Below are 20,693 nucleotides of genomic sequence, written 5' to 3' on the forward strand. Positions count from 1 at the left end.
ACCCGCCACCCGGGCAACGTACGCCCTAGTCAGTGGGCTCGGTGACGGGCTCCGCGCCCGTCGCCGGCCTGGGGATCGCCGGGTCCGCCACGTTGTGGCGGGGGCCGGTGAACCAGTGTCGCGCACTGAGCACCCACCACAGCCAGGCACCGCCGAGCACGACCCCGACCGCGACGATCGTGTAGTTGAACGTGGTGGCGGTGACGGGGGTGCTGGTCGGAAGCACGAACAGCACGCAGATGATCGCGACCCAGACGATCGCGATCCACCCGACCGCCGCGCTCCACCGGCCCAGGTTCCACGGGCCGACCGCGAAGTCCGGCGTGCGCCGGCGCAGGAAGACCGGTGCCACGTACGCGATGTACAGGCCGATCACCGCGATGGACGTGGCCGCGAGATACGCCGTGGTGTTCCACAGGGACGGCAGGACCAGCAGGGACGAGCAGGCGACACAGAGCCAGATCGAGTTCGTCGGCGTGCCCGTACGCCGGTTGACGCGCTTCCAGATCCGGGAGCCGGGCAGCGCGCCGTCACGGCTGAACGCGTACGCCATCCGCGAGTTCGCCGTGACCGACGCCATGCCGCAGAAGAACTGGGCGACCACGCAGATGAAGAGCAGGAAGGTGCCGAGGTCGTCCCCGGCCGCGTCGATGAAGATCTGCGCCGGCGGCAGGCCCAGATCGGTCGTCCGCTGGGCCTCGTAGTCCTGGATGGACCACGTGATGGCGAACAGGAGCACGAAGCCGGCGATGACCGAGACCACCACCGACATCACGATGCCGCGGGGCGCGGACCGCGCCGCGTCGTGCGTCTCCTCCGCCACGTGGGCGCTGGCGTCGTAGCCGGTGTACGTGTACTGCGCCATCAGCAGACCGATCAGCACCGCGTACCCGGCCGCGCCGGCGAAGGTGAAGCCGGTCTCGTTGCGCACCTCGAGGAAGACCTCGGAGATGGGCTTGTGCTGGTCCGGCACGGTGGCGAGCACGGCGACGATGACCGCCACGCCGACGAGGTGCCACCAGGCGCTGATGTCCGAGAGGACCCGCACGAGGTTGACGCCGAAGGTGTTGAGCAGGCCGTGGGCGACGATGATGACCAGGAAGATCAGGAAGGTGCGTTCGGCCGTCACCTCCATGTCGAACGTGAGGCTCAGGAAGGCCGAGGTGGTGATCGCCGCACCGAAGTCGATCGCGGCGGTCACCGCCACCTCGCCGAGGAAGTTGAACCACCCGACGAACCAGGCCCACGCGGCCTTGTTCCGCTTCGCCAGTGCGGCGGCCCACCAGTACAGCGCCCCCGCCGTGGGATAGACCGAACAGATCTCGGCCATGGCCAGCGCCACGAAGATCACCATGACGCCGACGACGAGCCAGCCCAGGGTGATCGCCAGCGGGCCACCGGCCGTCATGGCGATGCCGTACGAGGTGATCGCACCGGCCAGGATGGAGATGATCGAGAACGAGACCGCGAAGTTGGAGAAGCCGGACAGCTTCCGGCGCAGTTCCTGCTTGTAGCCCAGCTGTGCGAGGCGTTCCTCGTCGGTGACCGGGGATGGTCGGGGTACGCCGTCCTGGATCGTTGAGCTCATCGATGCCTCCTTGGACCGCGGGGATGAAGGCTGTGACGTACGCCACTTCTGACGGGATGATGAGCCCCCGCCCTGACGCAGGTCAATGGAGATCGACCAAAAATCCTTCAGAACCAGACCATTAACCGATGCCCGATACGTGCCGGCCCTCGTAAATGCGTTGCCGGTCGGGCGGCGACGACCGCATGCTTGACGTCGTGACCAGGCCCGATCACCACGGGCCACCGCCGGGCGCTCGGCAACGCCCGGTCCGCGGCGGCGCGGGGCACCCACCATCTCTCTCTCACGCACGGCGCTCCGCCGTGCCCGACGGGTCCCCCGCGCCGCCGCCCCTCCCCGGCCGCGGGCCGCCGCTCAGGCGAACAGCAGGCCGGCGACCCACAGGCCGGCCACGGTCAACCCGGCGAGGAACTCCACCAGCATCGAGAGCCCGGCCGCCTTGAGGGCGTGCACGGTGGACGGCCACGCGAGCGCGTTGCTGCCCAGCCGCAGCCGCTCGGCGCCCCACACCCCGGCGACGAAGCCGAGCACCAGCCCCACCACCGGGATCGCGAAGAAGCCCACCAGCCCCAACAGGCCGCCGGCCAGCAGCGAGGACGTGGGCACGCCGCTCTGCTTGAGGTTGCGCCCCGGCCAGGCGTACTTGACCACCGCCCCGCCGGCGGTCACGACCGTGGCGAGGGCGAGCACCACCCAGCGCCCCGGCCCGGCACCGCCGAAGACGGCCCAGACCAGCACCCCGCCCCAGCACAGCGGCAGCGCCGGGAGGCCGGGCACCACCACACCCGCCAGCCCGGCCAGGATCGCCAGCCCGGCGACCAGGGTGACCACCGCCTGCGTGTCCGTCAGCCCCACGCCGCCACTCTCCCGCACGCAGGACCGGCCGCTGCGCCCGGCACCCGGCCACCGCTTTCCGCGCGGCTCCGCAGCGGGGCGTCGGCCACCCGGCCGCCGCGCCCGCCCGGGCGTACGCCCGTCACGCCCCCTCCCCGCGGAGCCGGGCGGTGATCTCGGTCGCCGGCACCGGCGGACCGAACCAGCGACCCTGCCCGGTGTCGCAGCGCAGCGCCCGCAGCCGCTCGGCCTGCACCTCGGTCTCCACCGCCTCGGCGGTCACCCACAGCTCGAGGGCGTGCGCCAGCCGGACCAGGGCGTCCACGATCCGCTCGTCCCGGTGGCCGGCCGCCGCCTCCGGGCCGTCGCCGCGGATCCCCTCCACGAACGGGCCGGCCAGCTTCAGGCAGTGGATCGGCAGCCGGCGCAGGTACGCCAGGTTGGAGTACCCGGTCCCGAAGTCGTCGATCGCGAGCCGTACGCCCAGCCCGGCCAGGCGGTGCAGCGACCGCAGCGGCTCTCCGGCGGTGCCCATCACGGCGCTCTCGGTCAGCTCCAGCTGCAACAGGTCGGCGGGGAGCCCGCTGCGCGCCAGCGCGTCGGCCACGGTGTCCACGATGGCCGGATCCTCCGCCTGCCGGGCGGCGAGGTTGACGCTCACCACGAGGTGCGCCTCGGGGAACTCGCGCCGCCACGCGTCCGCGTCCCGGCAGGCCTGCCGCAGCACCCACTCGCCGAGCCGGACGATCAGGCCGGTCTCCTCGGCGAGGCCGATGAACCGGTCCGGGCCGACCAGGCCCAGCTCCGGGTGCTGCCACCGGACGAGCGCCTCGACGGCCACCGTCGAGCCCTCCAGCAGCGACACGATCGGCTGGTAGCGCAGCACGAACTCGCCCCGGTCCAGGGCTGCCGGCAGCCCGGCGACCAGCGCGGAGCGGGCGATGTCCTGTGCGCTGCGCTCCGGGTCCCACACCGCCCACCGGCCCCGCCCCTCGGCCTTGGCCCAGTACAGCGTGGTGTCGGCGGCCTTCATCAGCTCCGACGCGCTGGTCGCGCCGACCGGGCACTCGACGATGCCGACGCTCGCGGAGACCGCGAGCTGGTGGTCGCCGATGCGGACCGGGGCGGCGACGGCGGCCAGGGCGGCCTCGGCCACCGCCACCACGTCGTCGATCTCCTCCGCGTCGTCGACCAGGATGACGAACTCGTCACCGCCCATCCGGGCGACCAGATGGCCGCGACCGGCGACGCAGTCGGCCAGCCGGCGGGCGATCGCCACCAGCAACCGGTCGCCGAGGTCGTGGCCGAGGCTGTCGTTGACCGCCTTGAAGCCGTCCAGGTCGAGGAAGCAGAGGCCGACGCGGCGCTCGGCGTCGGCGGTGTCGAGGACCAGGCCGAGGGTCTCGAAGAAGAGGGTCCGGTTGGGCAGGCCGGTGAGCGGGTCGTGCAGCGCCTGGAAGCGGAGGCGCTGCTGGAGCTCGTACCGCTCGGTGATGTCCTCGACCATCGCGACCGTGAACCGGGGGCGGCTGTCGTCGTACCGGATCAGCGAGACGGCCAGGTCGGTCCAGACGACGCTGCCGTCCTTGCGGTAGTAGCGCTTCTCGACCCGGGCGGAGTCGTGCTTGCCCTCGATCAGCTCCTGGTACAGCTCCCACATCCCGGCCGCGTCGTCCGGGTGGAACAGCGACGCCACGTTGATCTGCCGCAGCTCCTTGATGGAGAAGCCGAGCATGTCCGCGAACGCCTGGTTGACGTCGAGGATCTGACCATCGACGCCGGCGATGCCGATGCCCATGGCGGCACCGGTGAACACCGCCCGGAAGCGGGCCTCACTGTCCCGCAGCGCCTGCTCCACCTCGTCCCGGGCCTGCCAGGCGGACCGGGCGATCCGCTCCTGCTGGGCGAAGGTGCGGTCCCGCAGCGCCCGGGCGAACCCGGCCGCGAGCGCGCCCTGCAGCGCGGCGACGCGGTCGGCCGTCCCGTCCGTGGGTACCCGATCGGGCAGCACCTGGGCCAGGAAGCGGTCGCCGAGGGCCTGCACGGACCAGTCGAGCACGCCCGGTTCGGTCAGGTGCGCCTCGACCAGCGCCCGACCGATCTCGGCGGCCGGGCGGGTCGAGAACGGCTCGGCGAGCAGAGCCCGCGCCAGCCCGACGGTGTGCTGGTGCAGCAGCCGCTCGGTCTCACCGGCGCTCAGCGGCACGAAGCCGAGCCGGCGCACGGCACGGGCCCACTCGGCCGCGTACCCCTCCGCGCCGGCCCGGCTGACGTCGTGCCCGCCCGGCTCCGGGACGGCGGCCACCTCGATCAGCCGGCGGGCCGGTCGTACCGGGCCACACCGCCGAACGCGCCGAACTGCTCCGGCTTGTCGTCCACGTCGGACGGCGAGTCGGGCCGCCACAGCGGCATGTGCACCACGCCCGGCTCGAGAATCGTCCAGTCCCCGAAGAAGCTGGTGATCTCGGCGCGGGAGCGCAGCGTGATCTCGGTGTCCGTCCGCGCCGACAGCCGCTGGGCGTCGAGCATCTCCTGCGGCTGGTCCTCGTACGTGGAGTGGGAGATCACGAGGTGGCTGCCCGGTGCGGCGGCGGCCCGGAGCGTGGCCAGGATGTCGCCCGGCCGGTCGGCGTCCGGGATGAAGTGCACCACCCCGGCGAGCAGGATGCCGAGCGGCCGGTTGAAGTCGAGCAGGCCGGATTCGCGGGACTCGGCGAGGATGCGCTCCGGCTCCCGCAGGTCGGCGTGGATGACCCCGGTCAGGTCGTTGCCGGCCAGCAGCTCCCGGCTGTGCGCCACGGCGACCGGGTCGATGTCCACGTAGACCACCCGGGCCTTGGGGTTCGCGGACTGGGCCACCTCGTGGACGTTGCCGACGGTCGGGATGCCGGAGCCGATGTCGAGGAACTGGTCGATGCCGGCGTCCAGCAGCACGCGCACGGCGCGGCGGAGGAACTCCCGACCCGCACGCATCGTGCCCGCCAGGTTCGGGGTCATGCTCGCGATCTGCTCGGCGAGCTGCCGGTCGATCTCGAAGTTGTGGGCACCGCCCAGGAAGTAGTCGTACACCCGGGCCGCGCTGGGCCGGGAGAGGTCGATCTCGGCGGGAAGTCCGTCCGGCATCTGCACTGTGCTGCACCCCAAGTCGTCGCCGCGGTGCGGGAGGGAACCGGTGTCGGGCGCGTCCGGACACACCGAGGCCCACCGGCCGACCCGCGGATCGTGTGGTGCTCACCACTCTAGGCGCGCCCCATCGCGTACGGGAGATCCAAGTTCCCCACTTCGCCGACCCGCCGGCCGGACGACGTCATCGCGCCGCCCCGCCGTCACAGACGGAAAGTGACCCGCCACAGTGGCCGGTGACGCCTCCGCCGGGGTGTGCGGGGCGGCCAGGTCAGCCGGCGGCCTCCAGCAGCAGCGAGATGCCCTGGCCCACACCGACGCACATCGTGGCGAGCGCGCGCCGGCTGCCGCGGCGACGCAGCTCCAACGCGGCGGTCAGGGCCAGCCGGGCGCCACTCGCGCCGAGCGGGTGCCCGAGCGCGATCGCGCCGCCGTTCGGGTTGACGTGCTCGGCGTCCTCGGGCAGGCCCAGCTCGCGCAGCACGGCCACCGCCTGCGCGGCGAACGCCTCGTTCAGCTCCACCACGTCCACGTCGCCCAGCGCCAGACCACGCCGGTCGAGCAGCTTGCGGGTGGCCGGCACCGGACCGACCCCCATGATCCGCGGAGGTACGCCGGCCGCGGCGGCCCCGGCCACCCGGGCCAACGGGGTGAGCCCGTACCGGGCGACCGCCGCCTCGGACGCGACCAGCAGCGCCACCGCGCCGTCGTTGACACCGGAGGAGTTGCCCGCGGTCACCGTGCCGCCCTCGCGGAACGGTGTGGGCAGCGCCGCGAGCTTCTCCAGCGACGTCTCCCGAGGGTGCTCGTCGACCTCGACCAGCTTCGTCTCCCGCCGACCGGCGGGGGCGGTGACCGGCACGATCTCCTCGGCGAACCGGCCGTCGGCCTGCGCCTTCGCGGCCCGCTGCTGGGAGCGGTACGCGAACCCGTCCTGGGCGGCACGGTCGACGCCGTACTCGGCGGCCACGTTCTCCGCCGTCTCCGGCATCGAGTCGATGCCCCAACCCTTCCTCATCAGCGGGTTGACCAGTCGCCAGCCGATGGTGGTGTCGTACACCTCGGCGGTGCGGGCGTACGCGGTCTCCGCCTTCGGCATCACGAACGGCGCCCGGCTCATGCTCTCCACGCCACCGGCCACCACGAGGTCGGCCTCGCCGGCGACGATCGACCGGGCAGCGGACGCGAGGGCGTCGAGGCCCGAGCCGCAGAGCCGGTTGACCGTGGTGCCGGACACCTCCTCGGGCAGGCCACCGAGCAGCGCCGCCATCCGTGCCACGTTGCGGTTGTCCTCGCCGGCCTGGTTGGCGCAGCCGAGGATCACGTCGTCGGTGCGGGCCCAGTCCACCGAAGGGTGGCGGGCGACCAGCTCGCGGATCACGTGCGCGGCCAGGTCGTCGGGACGGACGCCGGCGAGCGCGCCGCCGTACCGGCCGATCGGGGTGCGGACACCGGCCACCAGGTATGCCACGGTCATCGCGAGTCCTTCGGGGGTGGGAAGGCGGGGCGGGAGCGCCGCACCGTGCCGGGGTGGCGCTCCGGGGGCCAGGATATCCACGCCCGGACGGGATAGGTTGACGGCATGGCTCGGGCCCAGTTCAGCGCAGAGACCAGTCGCGGTGGCGAGTTCGTACGCCAGCCCAACCGGTTCACCGGTCGGGTCACCCCGCATTCCACCTCCGCCCCGGGAGGCGGGCCGGACGACCAGGACCGCTGGCCGCTGGAGCCGGGCCGCTACCGGTTGATCTGGTGTCGTGCCTGCCCCTGGGCGCACCGGGCCCGCATCGTCCGCAGCCTGCTCGGGCTGGACGACGTGATCTCCCTCGGCACGGTGGACCCGATCCGGGACGAGCGGGGTTGGCGGTTCACCCTCGACCCGGACGGGTTCGACCCGGTGCTCGGGATCGGCTACCTCTCCGAGGCGTACCTGTCGAGTGACCCCGACTACACCGGCCGGGTCACCGTGCCGGCGCTGGTCGACACGCTCACCGGCCGGGTGGTCACCAACGACTACCCGCAGCTCACGCTCGACTTCTCGACCGAGTGGCGGCGGTTCCACAAGCCGGGGGCACCGGACCTGTACCCGGCGGAGCTGCGACCGGAGATGGACGCGCTGATGGCGGAGATCCACCGGGACGTCAACAACGGGGTCTACCGGTGCGGGTTCGCCACCTCGCAGTCCGCGTACGACGAGGCGTTCCGGGCGCTCTTCGCCCGGCTGGACGCGCTGTCGGAGCGGCTGACCGGCCGACGCTACCTGATGGGTGACTCGATCACCGAGGCCGACGTCCGCCTGTTCACCACGCTGGTCCGCTTCGACGTGGCGTACCACGGGCACTTCAAGTGCAACCGGCACAAGCTGACCGAGATGCCGGTGCTGTGGGCGTACGCGCGCGACCTGTTCCAGACGCCGGGCTTCGGCGAGACGGTGGACTTCGACCACATCAAGCGGCACTACTACGCCACCCACAAGATGATCAACCCCAGCGGGATCGTGCCGCTCGGTCCGGACCTCTCCGGCTGGACAACGCCCCACGGACGTGGCTGACCGGCGCCGGGTCACCGCGACCGCACGCCGGTCCCCGGCCGGCACCGCCGCCGTGGCTGCTCGCCGGGCTGCCGCGGCGGCCGCGGCCGGCAGCATCGTCGCCGGGGTCGTCGCGGTGACCGTCGCCGTGGTCGCCGGTCCCGGCCCCGGCCTGACCGGGTACGTCAGCGAGGCGGGCGTGGCCGGCAGCGCGTACGCCCCGGCGTACCGGATCGGGGTCTTCGCCCTCGCCGCGGCGTTGCTGCTGCTCGCGACGGCGCTCCGGCGGGGCTGCGGCCGGCGGCGGCGCTGCTCGCCGCCGGCGGCCTCTTCACCCTGCTCTCCGGTGCCGTCACGTGCAGCGCCGGCTGCCCGTTGCCGCCGTTCGAGCGGGCCACCGTGGCCGACCTGGTGCACGGCGGGGCCAGCATCGCCGCGACGGCGGCGGTCGTGTTCGCGATGCTGGCGGTGCTGCTCTCCCCCGCCGCGCACCCGCCGCTGCGCCGGATCGCCGGCACCGGCGTCGCCCTGGCGCTGCCGCTGGCCGGTGCGATCGGCCTGGCGATGCTGACGGTCGGCCGGAGCGGCCTGGTGGGCGTCCTCGAGCGGGTGCTGCTGGCGGTGGCCGCCGCCTGGGGGCTGGCCACCGCCGCCGCGCTCGGCCTGACCCGACGGTGACCGGACCCACGCTTGTAAGGAGCGTCACGCCGGTCGATCCTTCCACCTGTCGGTTCGCCGGGAGTAGCGTCGGCGGGCGATGACCAACGTCTGGAATCTCACCGTGCGCCTGTACGTCGACCTCCGACTGCAGGCCAGCGGCGTCTGTCCGGCGCGGCTTCTCCCCTGACGCCGCCCTGACCGACCCTCCTCCAGACTTGGACCCTTCGTGCGCAAGATTCCCTTCTCCGTGCAGATCCTGCTCGGCCTCGTTCTCGGCGTGGCGCTCGGTTTCCTCGCCCGCGCCAACGACCTGAGCTGGCTCGCCAGCACCCTCGACACCGTCGGCGGCCTGTTCGTCCAGCTGCTCAAGCTGGCTGTGCCGCCGCTCGTCTTCACCGCGATCGTGGTCAGCGTGGTCAGCCTGCGCGGCGTGACGAACGCCGCCCGGCTGGCGCTGAAGACGCTGCTCTGGTTCGGCGTGACCGCGCTGATCGCGGTGAGCGTCGGCATCGGGCTCGGCCTGCTCACCGACCCGGGCCGCGGCGTCACCCTGGACACCGCCGCCGCCACCGCGCCCAAGAAGACCGGCTCGTGGACCGACTTCCTCACCGGCATCGTGCCGACCAACCCGGTCGGCGCGTTCGTCGAGGGCAACGTGCTCCAGATCGTCTTCCTCGCCCTCGTCGTCGGCGCCGCCGCGCTGCTGGTCGGCAAGGCCGCCGAGCCGTTCGTCGAGCTCAACCGCGCGCTGCTGGAGATCGTCCAGAAGGCGTTGTGGTGGGTGATCCGGCTCGCCCCGATCGGCACCCTGGGTCTGATCGGCAACGCCGTCGCCTCGTACGGCTGGGACCTGCTGGCCCCGCTCGCGCGCTTCACCACCGCCGTGTACGTGGGCTGCGCGATCGTGCTGTTCGTCGTCTACCCGCTGCTGCTGGTCGGCGCCGCCCGGCTCAACCCCCTGCGCTTCTTCGCCGGCGCCTGGCCGGCGATCGAGCTGGCGTTCGTGTCCCGCTCCTCGGTGGGCACCATGCCGGTGACCCAGCGCTCGGTCGAGCGCCTCGGCGTCCCCCGCGAGTACGCGTCCTTCGCGGTGCCCTTCGGGGCCACCACGAAAATGGACGGCTGCGCCGCGATCTACCCGGCCCTGGCCGCGATCTTCGTGGCACAGGTCTTCGGGGTGGACCTGGGCGTCACGGACTACCTGCTGATCGCCTTCGTCTCCGTGGTCGGCTCGGCGGCGACCGCCGGCCTGACCGGTGCGATCGTCATGCTGACCCTGACCCTGAGCACGCTCGGCCTGCCGCTGGCCGGCGCGGGCCTGCTGCTGGCCATCGACCCGATCCTCGACATGATCCGGACCGCCACCAACGTGGCCGGCCAGGCGCTCGTGCCGACGATCGTGGCCGCCCGGGAGGGCACCCTCGACCGGACCGCGTACGACTCGGCCGGCCGGCGGGACGCCGTCGGGCGCGAGCCGCTGCCGGCCCGGGACGAGGACCTGGCGCCGGTCCCGGCCTGACGACCCCGTCCGCGACGGAGGACACCTCTCCGGTGTCCTCCGTCGCGCTGTCGAGAGGATGACCACATGACCGCCCTCTTCACCCCGCTCGCCCTGCGCGCGGTGACCCTGCCCAACCGGGTCGCCCTCGCGCCGATGTGCCAGTACTCCGCCGGTCCGGACGGCCTGCCGACCGACTGGCACCTCGTACATCTCGGCACCCGTGCCGCCGGCGGCGCCGGTCTCGTCCTGACCGAGGCCACCGCGGTGCTGCCCGAGGGCCGGATCAGCCCCCAGGACACCGGGCTCTGGTCCGGCGCGCACGTCGACACGTGGCGCCCGGTCACCGCGTTCGTCGCCGCGCAGGGCGCGGTGCCGGCGGTGCAGCTCGCGCACGCCGGCTTCAAGGCGTCCACGTACCGGCCGTGGGCGCCGCGGCGGGGTGGCGTTCCGGACGCCGAGGGTGGCTGGACGCCCGTCGGCCCGGGCGCCGAACCCTTCGTCCCCGACTACCGGCGCCCGACCGCGCTGGACGGGCCCGGCATCGCCGGAGTGGTCGACGCGTTCGCGGCCGCGGCCGGTCGCGCCGTCGACGCCGGCTTCCGGGCCGTCGAGATCCACGCCGCGCACGGCTACCTGCTGCACGAGTTCCTGTCGCCGCTGACGAACCGGCGTACCGACGAGTGGGGCGGCGACCGCGCCGGCCGGATGCGTCTCGCCCTCACGGTGGCGCGGGCGGTCCGCGCGGCTGTCGGCGAGGACGTGCCGGTGCTGGCCCGGATCTCGGCCACGGACTGGGTGGACGGCGGCTGGTCGGTCGACGACAGCGTCGTCCTCGCCGGTGAGCTGGCCGCCGCCGGCGTCGACCTCGTCGACTGCTCCTCCGGCGGGGCGTCCCCCGACGCGACGGTCCCCGTCGGCCCGGGCTACCAGGTGCCGCTGGCCGCCCGGATCCGCCGGGAGGCCGGCGTCGCCACCGGCGCCGTGGGCCTCATCGTCGAGCCGGAGCAGGCCGAGCAGATCGTGGCGACCGGTGAGGCCGACCTGGTGCTGCTCGGCCGGGAACTGCTCCGCGACCCGTACTGGCCGCACCGCGCCGCCGCCAAGCTCGGCGCCACCCCCACCTGGCCCTCCCAGTACCTCCGCGCCACCTGACCCGCCCCCGAACCCCGGACCCCGGAGCCCCGACCCCGGTTGATCATGGAGTTAGCGGCTCATTCCGCCCGCTTTGTCCCCGCTAACTTCATGATCGACGCGGGTCGGCGGCGGCCGCCGGGGCGGGGCGGGGCGGGGCTCAGCCGGCCAGGTGGGACCAGGTTGGTTCGAGGTCGCGCCAGGGGCCCTGGGCGGCGACGCGGCCGTTCTCCAACACCACGACGTGGTCGGCGCGGACCAGCGCCGCCCGCTTCGACGTCGAGCCGACCACCGTCACACCGTGCCTGCGCAGCGCCTCCCACAGCGCCAACTCGGTGGTGACGTCCAACGCGGACGACACGTCGTCGGCCACCAGCAGTTCGGTACGCGGCGCGAGCGCCCGGGCCAGCGCGAGGCGCTGGAGCTGCCCGCCGGAGAGCCGGGTGCCCTTGTGCCCGATGACCAGCCCGAGGCCGGCCCCGGACGCCGCCAGGTCGTGGTCGAGCTGGGCGGTCGACACCGCTGCGGCGGCGTCCACCGGGTGGCCGAGGGTGATGTTGTCGGCCACCGTCCCGGACAGCACCCGGGGCAGCTGGCCGACGTAACCCACCTGGTGCGGGCGCAGGAACAGCTCCGGTTCGGTGACCGGCTCACCGTTCCACGTCAGGTGACCCGTGTGCGGCGCGATGCCGGCCAGGGCCCGCAGCAGTGACGACTTGCCCGAGCCGACCGGCCCGACCACCAGCACGAGCTGGCCGCGCTCCACGGTCAGGTCGACGTCCCGCACGGCCGTCGTGCCGTCGGTGTGCCGGACGCCGAAGCCGGACAGCTCCAGCCGGCGCAGCGGATGCCGGGGCGGCACGGCCGGTGCCGGCGCCTCCCCGGTGGCCAGGTCCACGTCGGGCACGGCCGCCGAGTACGCGGTCACCCCGGCCATCGCCATCGTCCGGCGGGTCCACACCCGCGCGGACGGCACCTGCGAGATCAGCGACGCCGTGGTCCACGCGAACCAGCGCGCCGCGGCGAGCGTGGCCACGGCGACCAGGGTCGCCCCCGCCGACAGCGTGCCGGTCAGGAACAGCGCCCAGGCGCCGATCGGCAGCAGCCCGCTGACCAGCGACGGCGTCGACCGGGACCACACCTGCACGGAGATCTCCCGCCGCTGCCGCTCGCTGCGCGTCACGTCCAGGTCGGCGAGGTGGGTGAGCACCGGCCGGGTCGCGCCGGCCAGCTTCACCGTACGGGCGGCGGACAGCGAGGAGACCAGCGCGGTCGCGAACGCCGCCCGCGCCGCCACCGTCTCCCGCGCGCTACGTTCCAGGCGCGGCCCGAACAGCGTCGCCGCCAGCCCGGACACCAGCATCGTCCCGGCGAAGAACAGCCCCGGTACGGCGCTGCCGGAGATCGCGGTCATCGCCACCAGCAGCACGAGTGCGGCGGCCTGGTCCAGCAGGTTGTCGGCCAGCTGCACGACCCGTTCGGTGTCGCCGCCCTGGGCCACCACCTCGGCGGGCGTGTGCGTGCTGACCCGCCGGGGGCCGGTCTGCCCCTGCACGAGGCGCAGGCTGATCCGCAGCATCTGCCGGACCCACCACCCCGGGAACCAGATGCTCGTGTACCAGGGGATCGGCAGCGTGACCAGCAGCCCGGCGGCGATGCCGAGCGCCGGCAGCCACGGGTCGCCGACGCCGTCGACCACGTCCGCCCAGAGCCACGGCAGCACCGGGCCGTCCAGCCCGATCAGCACCAGCACCACGAACAGCGCCAGCGCCGCCAGCCCGTACCGCGGATCGTTGAAGACCAGCCGCGTGATCTCCCGCAGCGTCCCCGCGAACGTCGCGGCCGGCGGCGGCGTGCGGTCCTCGGGCGCGGCCTCCGGCGCCGGTGGTGCGGTGTCGGCGGGCGGGGTGCGGTCCCTCGCGCCGGCCCCGGACGACGCGTCCGGCTCCGGGCCCTCCAGCAGGTCGAGCCCGCCGCTCCGGCCGCGCGTGCCGCCCCGGGCGTACGCGGCGGTGTGGCTGGTGGCGAGCAGCTCGGCGAAGCGCTCCGACTCCCGCAGCGGCCCCGCCTCGACCACCGCGCCGTCGGCGAGCACGACCACCTCGTCGCAGTGCCGCACCGAGGAGAGCCGGTGCGCGATGACGATGCCGATCCGGTCCCGCAGCAGCCGCTCGGTGGCGCGCTGCACGCGCGCCTCGGTGACCGGGTCGAGCCGCGCGGTGGCCTCGTCGAGGATCACCACGTGCGGATCCCGCACCAGGATCCGGGCGAACGCGACCAGCTGCTCCTGCCCGGCGGAGAGCACGTGCCCGCCCTCGCCGAGCCGGGTGTGCAGCCCCTCGGGCAGCTCGGCGATCCAGGTGGCGAGACCCAGCTCGTGCAGCGCGCGGGCGGCGTCGTCGAGCAGGGCCGGGTCGAAGAGCGCGACGTTCTCGGCGAGCGTCCCGGCCAGGATCTCGGTGCGCTGCGGCACCACGGCGACCCACCGGCGGAGCTGCTCGACGTCGAGGTCGCGCAGGTCCCGGCCGCCGAGGAAGACCGTCCCGGGCGGCACGTCGACGGCCCGCGTGAGCACCTTGGCCAGGGTCGACTTGCCGGAGCCGGTCCGGCCGACCAGCGCGTACGAGCGGCCGCGGGTGAAGGTCAGGTGGACGTCGCGCAGGGCGGGCCCCCGGGTGCCGTCGGCCGCCGGGTAGCGGAAGGTGAGCCCGCGGACCGCCAGGTCACCGTCGAGCGGGTCCAGGCCGCCGGTGGGTTCCTGCGGGGAGTCCTCCAGCAGCTGCACGCGGCCCCAGGCGCCGAGCGCGTACTGCAACTCGGGCACCATCCGGCTGACGTGCTCGACGGTGGCGCCGAACGCGATGGCGAGCAGCCACACCGCGGTGAGCCGGGCGCCGTCCATCCGGCCGGTGGCCAGGGCCCACGCCCCGGCGAGCACCACCGCCGCGATCCCGGCCCGGGTGACCCCGGCCGCCACGGTCGTCACCTTCGCCGACATCCGCCAGACCCGCAGGCCGCGGGAGAGCACAGCCGCCGCCCGCGTGGCGTAGAGCCGGAGCACGTACGGCTGGGCGAGGCTGGTGCGGACGTCGTCCTGGCCGTGGATCGCCTCCTCCATCACCGCCGCCAGGTCGGACCAGGCCTCCTCCTCGGCCATCCGGGCCGGCACGATCCGGGCGGTGGGCCGGCGCAGGCCGACGACAAGCGCACCGGCCAGCAGCAGCATGGTGATGCCGGCCGGCCACCACACGCCGATCGCGACGGCGGTGGAGAGCACACCGACCGCCAGCATCTGCGCGATGCGTACGCCCTGGGCCCGCACCGCGGCCGCGACCTGGTAGACGTCGCCGTCGATGCGGTCGAGCAGCTCGCCGACCGGCGTGGTCTCCAGGGTGGGCAGGTCCTGCCCGAACGCGACCCGGCACAGCCGGCGCCGGACGGCGGCGGACCAGTCCGCGGTCACGCCCGCCATCAGCAGGCTGACGACGAGGTCGCTGACGACGGCGGCGACCAGCGCGGCGGCCAGGAGGGTGAAGTACCCGGTGGACCGGTGCAGCAGGACCGGCCCGGCCAGGGCCGCGGCGGCCGCCTGGCCGCCGGCGCCGAGCACGACCAGGACGGTCACGATCGCCATGCGGCGGGGCGACGTGGCCCACATGTCGCGGAGCAGACGCACGGCGAGACCCCTAACGGCAGACGGTGGCGGTAGGACCAGCCTCGCCCGAGTCGACCCGGCCGATCAACGCATTTACCCGTCGATGCGTCGCCGCAGGGTGACGCACGGTGTCGCGTCAAGAGAGGGCCCTTCCGCTACCGGAGGCGTTGGGAAGGGGCCCTTCCTCACACCTCGGCGACCCGCCGCACGATGCTGAGCAGGGCGTCCTCGACGTCCTCCAGCGGGCGCTCCGGCTGGAAGACGAGCCAGTCCACGGCGACCACCAGGCCGACGCCGAACAGCGCCGACGAGGCGGTACGCACGTCCAGGTCCGCCGGCAGGTCCCCGCTCGCCACGCCCGCCCGTACGGTCTCGGCGATCACCTCGATCGCCTCGCCGCGCAGCAGCCGGAGGGTCTGCTGCCACTCCCGGTTGGTCCGCCACATCTCCGACAGCAGCAGCTGGGCGAAGGCGCGGTAGCGGCGGATGTACTCCAGCTCGGCGCGCACCAGGGCCGCCAGCGCCTCTCGGGGCGGCAACCCGGCCACGGCGGCGCGGAACTCCGCGGTCAGCAGACCGATGCCGTGCCGCAGCAACTCCTCGAAGAGGACCGTCTTGGACTGGAAGTTGTAGTAGACGGTGCCCTTGGCGACGCCGGCGCGGGCGGCGATGTCGTCCACGGTGGTGGCGGAGTAGCCCTGCTCGGCGATGAGTTCCACGGCCGCCTCGAAGAGTCGCTGACGGGTGTCCTCCCGCCGCCGGCTCCGTCCGTCCGTCGCTCGCTCTCCCCGTGCACCCCACGCCACCTGTGCATCCTCACATGGCCAGCTCCGGGTGCAGGGTGGCCGGGGTCAGCCGGCGCGCCCGCCGCGCGGCGAGCCCGGTGAGCACGAGCGCGCCCGCCCCGAACGCGACCAGCACGAGCACTCCGGTCACCACCGGCCCGACCGCCCCGCCGTTGATGGTGTGGCGCAGCGCCGTGACCAGGTAACTCATCGGCAGCCACGGGTGGATCGCCTGGAAGAAGCCGGGCGAGGTCTCCACCGGGTAGGTGCCGCCGGACGAGGTGAGTTGCAGCATGAGCAACGCGAGGGCGGCCAGCCGCCCGGCCGGGCCGAGCTGGGCGCCGAGCCACTGCACGATCGCGGTGAAGACGAGCGAGACCAGCGCCAGCACCCCGAGGGTCGCGGCGGGCCGCGCCGGGGCCAGCCCGAGCGCCAGCGTCAGCACCGCGAAGAGCACCCCGGCCTGGGCCAGGCCGATCGCCGCGGCGGGCAGCCAGCCCGCGAGCGCGACCCGCCAGGCCGCCGCACCGGACATCACGTGCCGCCGGTTGAGCGGGCGCAGCAACAGGTACGTGATCATCGCGCCGACCCAGAGAGCCAGGCCGAGGAAGTACGGGGCGAAGCCCACGCCGTACGAGCCCGCGGCGTTGTGTGCGGTGCGGTCCAGCGCCACCGGATCCCCGAGGACGCCGGCGCGGGCGTCCGCGTCGTCGTACCCGGGGATCTTCCCGGCCCCGGCGGTGAGCCCGTCGGCGAGGTCACCGGCGCCCGTGCCGAGCCGCGTCAGCCCGTCGGCGAGTTCCCCGGCGCCGCCCTCCAGCCGGATGAGCCCGTCGGCGAGCCGTTCGCTGCCGGCGCCGAGCCGCTGGAGGCCGCCGTCGAGTTCCCGGGCACCGCTGGCGAGGCGGAACAACCCGCCGTGCAGCTGGTCGGCGCCGGTGGCCGCCGCGCCCAGGCCGTCCCGCAACCGGGCGCTGCCCTCGGCGAGGGTGGTCAGGCCGTTCGCCAGTTCGTCCACCTTCGCGCGCGCGGCCGCGACGTCGTCGGCGAGGTGCGGGGCGGCCGCCGCGATCTCGCGCGCGGTCGCCGCCACCGTGGTCATCCGCTTCCGCAGGGCGGCGAGGTCCGTCCGTTCCAGCCCGGCCACCACCGCCTCGGCCGCGGCGACCGCCTGGTCGGCGGCCCGGCGGGCGGCGACCACGGCCGGGTCGTCGGCCAGCTCGGGGTGGGCGGCGACGAGGGCGTCGAGCCGGTCGCGGACCGCCCGGGCGGCGGCGACCGCCTCCTCGGCCCGGGCGGGCAGCACGTCCAGCCCGGCGGCCAGCGCCTCGGCGCCCTCGGCCACGGCGGTCGCGGAGGTCTCGATCAGCTCCGCGTTCTCCCGCAGCACCGGCTCGACCCGGTCGGCCGCGGCGTCGACCCGGTCGGCGACGACGCGGGTGGCGGAGGCGGCCCGGGCCGTCCCGTCGGCGAGCTGCACCGCCCCCGTCCGCAACTGCCCGAGCCCGTCGGCGAGGTCGCCGGCGCCGCGTACGCCCTGGTTGAGGCCGCCGGAGAGCTGGCCCGCACCGTCCGTGGACGCGTCCAGTCCGTCGGCGAGCCGGCCGGCACCGCCGACGCTCCGGTCGAGGCCGTCGGCCAGGGTTCCCGCGCCGCCCGTGGCCGTGCCCAGTCCGTCGGCGACCTTCCCCGCGCCGTCGGCCGCCCGGGCCGTCTCCGACTTGAGGTCCGTGAAGCCGACCAGCATCTTGGCGAAGTAGCCCTCGGCGGTGCTCTCCGCGGCGGCCGCGCGGATCTCGCCGAAGGCGGTCCGGGCGAGCAGCCCGGAGAGGTAGTTGGTGGAGTCGTCGCTGACCAGCTTCAGCCGCCCCTGGCGGGCCGGCCGCGCGGGGTCCGGGCCGGCGGCGAGCGTGGCGGAGAAGTCCGCCGGGATGGCGAACACCAGGTGGTACCGGCCGCTGCGCAGCCCGGCGGCGGCGTCCTCGGCGTCGGTGACGTGCCAGCCGAACACGCGCCGGTCGAGCAGTTCGTCGGTGAGGTCCTGCCCGGCGCGCACGGTGCTTCCGTCGCTCGCGGTGGCCGGGCGGTCCGCGTTGACCAGCGCCACCGGGATGCGGTCGAGCTTCGCGTACGGGTCCCAGAAGGCGTACAGGTAGAGGGCGCCGTAGAGCAGCGGGATGACGGTGAGCACGGCCAGCGCCGCCCGGGGCAGCCGGCCCCGCGTCATCCGGCGCAGCTCGAAACGGGCCAGTCGGAACACGCTCACGGGGTCACCTCGACGGTCTCGACGTCGGTCACGGAGGGGGTCGTGTCGCGGGGCGGGGGCGGCTGGGCTCTGGTCGGCGGCTCGGCCTCGACGGGCGGCTGGCCGGCGGGCTCGGCGCCGGTTGGCGGCTCGGCCCCGGCGGGCGGCTCGGGTGCGGTCGGCGGCATGGGTGGCAGTGGAGGGCGAGTGTCGCGGGTCAGGGCGGTGGACAGGGAGGGCACCGGCGGTGGGTCGCCGAGGCGGTGCACGATCGCCGGGCTGTCCGGTTCGACGGTGCGGGCGGTGGCGATCACCGCGTACCCCCGGTCGGCCAGGTGGCTGAGCGCCGCCCAGAGCCAGGCGCGCTCGGCGGGGTCCGACCCGGCGTCCACGTCGTCGGCGACGATCAGCGCCGGGCCGCTCAGCGTGGCCAGGACGAGTCCGAGCACCTGGCGCTGCAACGGTGTCAGGTCCCGGCCCCGGGTGGCCGGCTCGAAGGGCACGTCGTCGGTCAGGCCCGCGCCGGCGATCGCGGTGGCGAAGGCGTCCCGCCGGTACGCGCACCGGGCCCGCAGGGCCGCCACCGGCACCAGTTGGCGACGGCGGTGCGGGACCGGCCCGAGGAGCAGCAGCCGCTCCCGGACGTGCTCGGCGACGGTCAGCGCGGGATCGGGCTCGTGCACACCGGGGACGTGGCCGAGTGCGGAGGTGCCGTGCGGGAGCAACCGCCCGTGCGTGGTGGGGAAGCGCCCGGCGAGGGCGAGCAGCAGGGATGTCCGTCCGCTGCCCGGCGGCCCGACGACGGCGTGCAGGTCGCCGCGGGCGGCGGTCAGGTCGACGTCCCGGAACACCCAGCCGCGACGCGTACGCAGTCCCAGTTCGCGCGCCTCGACGACGACATCTCCCACGGGCACCCCTTGGACTGACCGGTCAGTACAAAAACATGCCCAGCATAGTGCCGGTCGTCCGGTTCGGAACCCCTCGACCGACGTGATCCGGGCCATCCGACGGCACGCGGACAGGCGTCAGGCGTCACGCGTCACGCGTCACGCGTCAGAACAGCACGGTGGCCAGGGTGCCCACCGGGCGGAAGCCGCAGCGCTCGTACACCCGCCGGGCGGGCAGGTTGAAGTCGTTGACGTACAGGCTCACGGTCGGCGCGACGCGCCGCAGCGCGTCCCGGACGACGGCCGCCATGGCAGCCGTGGCGATCCCCCGGCCCCGCCACTCCGGGGCCACCCAGACGCCCTGGACCTGCGCGGTCCGCCGGGTCACCACCGCCAGCTCGGCCTTGAACACGACCGCGCCGTCGACGAAGCGGGCGTACGCCCGGCCGGCCCGGACCAGGTCCTCCACCCGGCGGCGGTAACCGCGTCCGCCGTCCTCGGCCAGCGGCGAGACACCCACCTCCTCGGTGTACATCGCCACCGCAGCCGGGAAGAGCCGGTCCACCTCGCCCCGGCGTACGCGGCGCACGTGCGGGTCGACCGGAACGCCGGGCACCGCGTCGGTGGCGAGCAGCGGCTGGTTGGGGCGGACGTCCCGCGCCGGCCCCCAGGTCGAGGAGAGGCGGTCCCACAGCCCGAGCACCTCGTCCGCCCGCCCGACGATCGAGGAGCACAGTCGCTCCTCCCCGGCGAGCAGGTCGGCGAAGGCGGCGACGGCCGGCTCCGTGGCGAGCACCGGGGTGAGGTTGCCGCCGAGCCAGCAGACCGACTCCAGGTGGCGGCGGCTGCCGTACCCGAGGACCCGCCCCTCGGCGCGCCACCAGGCGAGGCCCCGCGCGGCGACCCGCTCGGCGACCTGCGCGCCCGCGTACGGGTCGAGGTCGAGCAGGCGTTCGACCGCGCGGCGCTCCGATTCCCCCAGTTGCCGTACCGGCGCCGTCAGCACGGCTACCAGCCTGCCAGATCGGCGGGGGCCGTGTAGGGCGACCGGCTCAGCGGGCCGGGACCGGCAACCGCCGAGCCCGGGACGGCGGCGAATCCCTCAGACGACTTGTCGCCGATGCATTGCCGATATATCGTCGATGCATCAACGACAGTCTGACGAGAAGGAGTGTCCGATGGGATTCCACCGACGGATGCACGCACTGCACGAGGCGCGGATGCGAGGGTTCGGCTTCCCGCCGTTCCCGCCCGGGCCGCCCTTCCCGCACGGCCACGGCGGGCGGGGTCGCGGTGGCCGGGGCCGCGGCCGGCGCCCCAACGTCCGTGCCGCCGTGCTGGCCCTGCTCACCGAGCGGCCGATGCACGGCTACGAGATGATCCAGGAGATCGACTCGCGCACCGGCGGGGCCTGGCGGCCCAGCCCCGGATCGATCTACCCGACCCTCCAGCTCCTGGAGGACGAGGGCGTCATCGCCGCCACCGAGGAGGGCGGCGGGCGGAAGCGGTTCACGCTCACCGAGCAGGGCCGTCCCGAGGCCACCGAGGCCGCGCAGACGCCGCCCTGGGCCGAGGTCGCCGAGGCCACGGTGACGAACTGGCACGACGTCCGGGAAGCCGGCACGCAGGCCATGCACGCCCTGCGGCAGGTGATGATGACCGGCACCGACGACCAGCGGGAGCGGGCCGCCCAGGTGCTCGACGAGACCCGCCGCAAGCTCTACGCGATCCTCGCCGAGACGGAGTGACCAGCACCG

At 74.4% G+C, this 20,693-nt stretch carries 15 protein-coding genes; 5 read left to right on the forward strand and 10 right to left on the reverse strand.

Going from position 1 to position 20,693, the window contains the following annotated elements; translation table 11 throughout:
* Positions 1-25: 25 nt before the first annotated feature.
* From HCJ94_RS07115 to pcaF, 5 genes are all read right to left on the reverse strand, one after another.
* Positions 26-1,588: an amino acid permease gene (locus HCJ94_RS07115; protein WP_168000163.1), complete on the reverse strand. Its 1,563-nt coding sequence runs from the start codon at positions 1,586-1,588 to the stop codon at positions 26-28.
* A gap of 354 nt (positions 1,589-1,942) precedes the next feature.
* Positions 1,943-2,443 (reverse strand): DUF456 domain-containing protein, encoded by a 501-nt coding sequence (locus HCJ94_RS07120; protein ID WP_168000164.1) that lies wholly within the window; start codon positions 2,441-2,443, stop codon positions 1,943-1,945.
* 121 nt (positions 2,444-2,564) lie between these two features.
* Positions 2,565-4,727: a putative bifunctional diguanylate cyclase/phosphodiesterase gene (locus HCJ94_RS07125; RefSeq protein ID WP_168000165.1), complete on the reverse strand. Its 2,163-nt coding sequence runs from the start codon at positions 4,725-4,727 to the stop codon at positions 2,565-2,567.
* 5 nt (positions 4,728-4,732) lie between these two features.
* Positions 4,733-5,551 carry an SAM-dependent methyltransferase gene (locus tag HCJ94_RS07130; RefSeq protein WP_168000166.1) on the reverse strand — a complete coding sequence of 273 codons (819 nt, stop codon included), beginning with the start codon at positions 5,549-5,551 and terminating at the stop codon, positions 4,733-4,735.
* 265 nt (positions 5,552-5,816) lie between these two features.
* Positions 5,817-7,022, reverse strand: coding sequence for a 3-oxoadipyl-CoA thiolase (gene pcaF / locus HCJ94_RS07135; protein WP_168000167.1), 1,206 nt, complete (start codon positions 7,020-7,022; stop codon positions 5,817-5,819).
* Between the two features lie 105 nt (positions 7,023-7,127).
* Between pcaF and HCJ94_RS07140 the strand changes: the two genes are divergently transcribed.
* The 4 genes from HCJ94_RS07140 (at position 7,128) to HCJ94_RS07155 (ending at position 11,385) form a co-directional block, all read left to right on the forward strand.
* The gene (locus tag HCJ94_RS07140) at positions 7,128-8,093 is read left to right on the forward strand and encodes a glutathione S-transferase family protein (protein ID WP_168000168.1); all 966 of its coding nucleotides are present in this window, start codon (positions 7,128-7,130) and stop codon (positions 8,091-8,093) included.
* A gap of 288 nt (positions 8,094-8,381) precedes the next feature.
* Positions 8,382-8,750, forward strand: a complete 369-nt coding sequence (locus tag HCJ94_RS07145; RefSeq protein WP_240944028.1) for a DUF998 domain-containing protein — start codon at positions 8,382-8,384, stop codon at positions 8,748-8,750.
* Between the two features lie 208 nt (positions 8,751-8,958).
* Positions 8,959-10,251, forward strand: a complete 1,293-nt coding sequence (locus tag HCJ94_RS07150) for a dicarboxylate/amino acid:cation symporter (protein WP_168000169.1) — start codon at positions 8,959-8,961, stop codon at positions 10,249-10,251.
* 66 nt (positions 10,252-10,317) lie between these two features.
* Complete coding sequence (locus tag HCJ94_RS07155; RefSeq protein ID WP_168000170.1) at positions 10,318-11,385, forward strand: NADH:flavin oxidoreductase/NADH oxidase; 1,068 nt, start codon at positions 10,318-10,320, stop codon at positions 11,383-11,385.
* Positions 11,386-11,524: 139 nt separating this feature from the next.
* Here the strand turns inward: HCJ94_RS07155 and HCJ94_RS07160 are convergent, their stop codons facing one another.
* The 5 genes from HCJ94_RS07160 to HCJ94_RS07180 form a co-directional block, all read right to left on the reverse strand.
* Positions 11,525-15,040 carry an ATP-binding cassette domain-containing protein gene (locus HCJ94_RS07160; protein WP_168000171.1) on the reverse strand — a complete coding sequence of 1,172 codons (3,516 nt, stop codon included), beginning with the start codon at positions 15,038-15,040 and terminating at the stop codon, positions 11,525-11,527.
* A 164-nt stretch (positions 15,041-15,204) separates the two neighbouring features.
* On the reverse strand, positions 15,205-15,738 hold the full coding sequence (locus HCJ94_RS07165) for a TetR/AcrR family transcriptional regulator (protein ID WP_309227172.1): 534 nt from the start codon (positions 15,736-15,738) through the stop codon (positions 15,205-15,207).
* Positions 15,739-15,835: 97 nt separating this feature from the next.
* On the reverse strand, positions 15,836-18,070 hold the full coding sequence (locus HCJ94_RS07170; RefSeq protein WP_168000173.1) for a YhgE/Pip family protein: 2,235 nt from the start codon (positions 18,068-18,070) through the stop codon (positions 15,836-15,838).
* Positions 18,067-18,957 (reverse strand): ABC transporter ATP-binding protein, encoded by an 891-nt coding sequence (locus HCJ94_RS30895; protein WP_309227173.1) that lies wholly within the window; start codon positions 18,955-18,957, stop codon positions 18,067-18,069. The genes HCJ94_RS07170 and HCJ94_RS30895 overlap by 4 nt, the downstream gene beginning before the upstream one ends.
* Positions 18,958-19,102: 145 nt before the next feature.
* Positions 19,103-19,942 (reverse strand): GNAT family N-acetyltransferase, encoded by an 840-nt coding sequence (locus HCJ94_RS07180; RefSeq protein WP_168000174.1) that lies wholly within the window; start codon positions 19,940-19,942, stop codon positions 19,103-19,105.
* Between the two features lie 172 nt (positions 19,943-20,114).
* Between HCJ94_RS07180 and HCJ94_RS07185 the strand changes: the two genes are divergently transcribed.
* Entirely contained in the window at positions 20,115-20,684 is a 570-nt protein-coding gene (locus HCJ94_RS07185; protein WP_168000175.1) for a PadR family transcriptional regulator, read from the forward strand.
* The last annotated feature ends 9 nt before the right edge of the window (positions 20,685-20,693 follow it).

Source organism: Micromonospora thermarum (assembly GCF_012034245.1).
GTDB lineage: Bacteria > Actinomycetota > Actinomycetes > Mycobacteriales > Micromonosporaceae > Micromonospora > Micromonospora thermarum.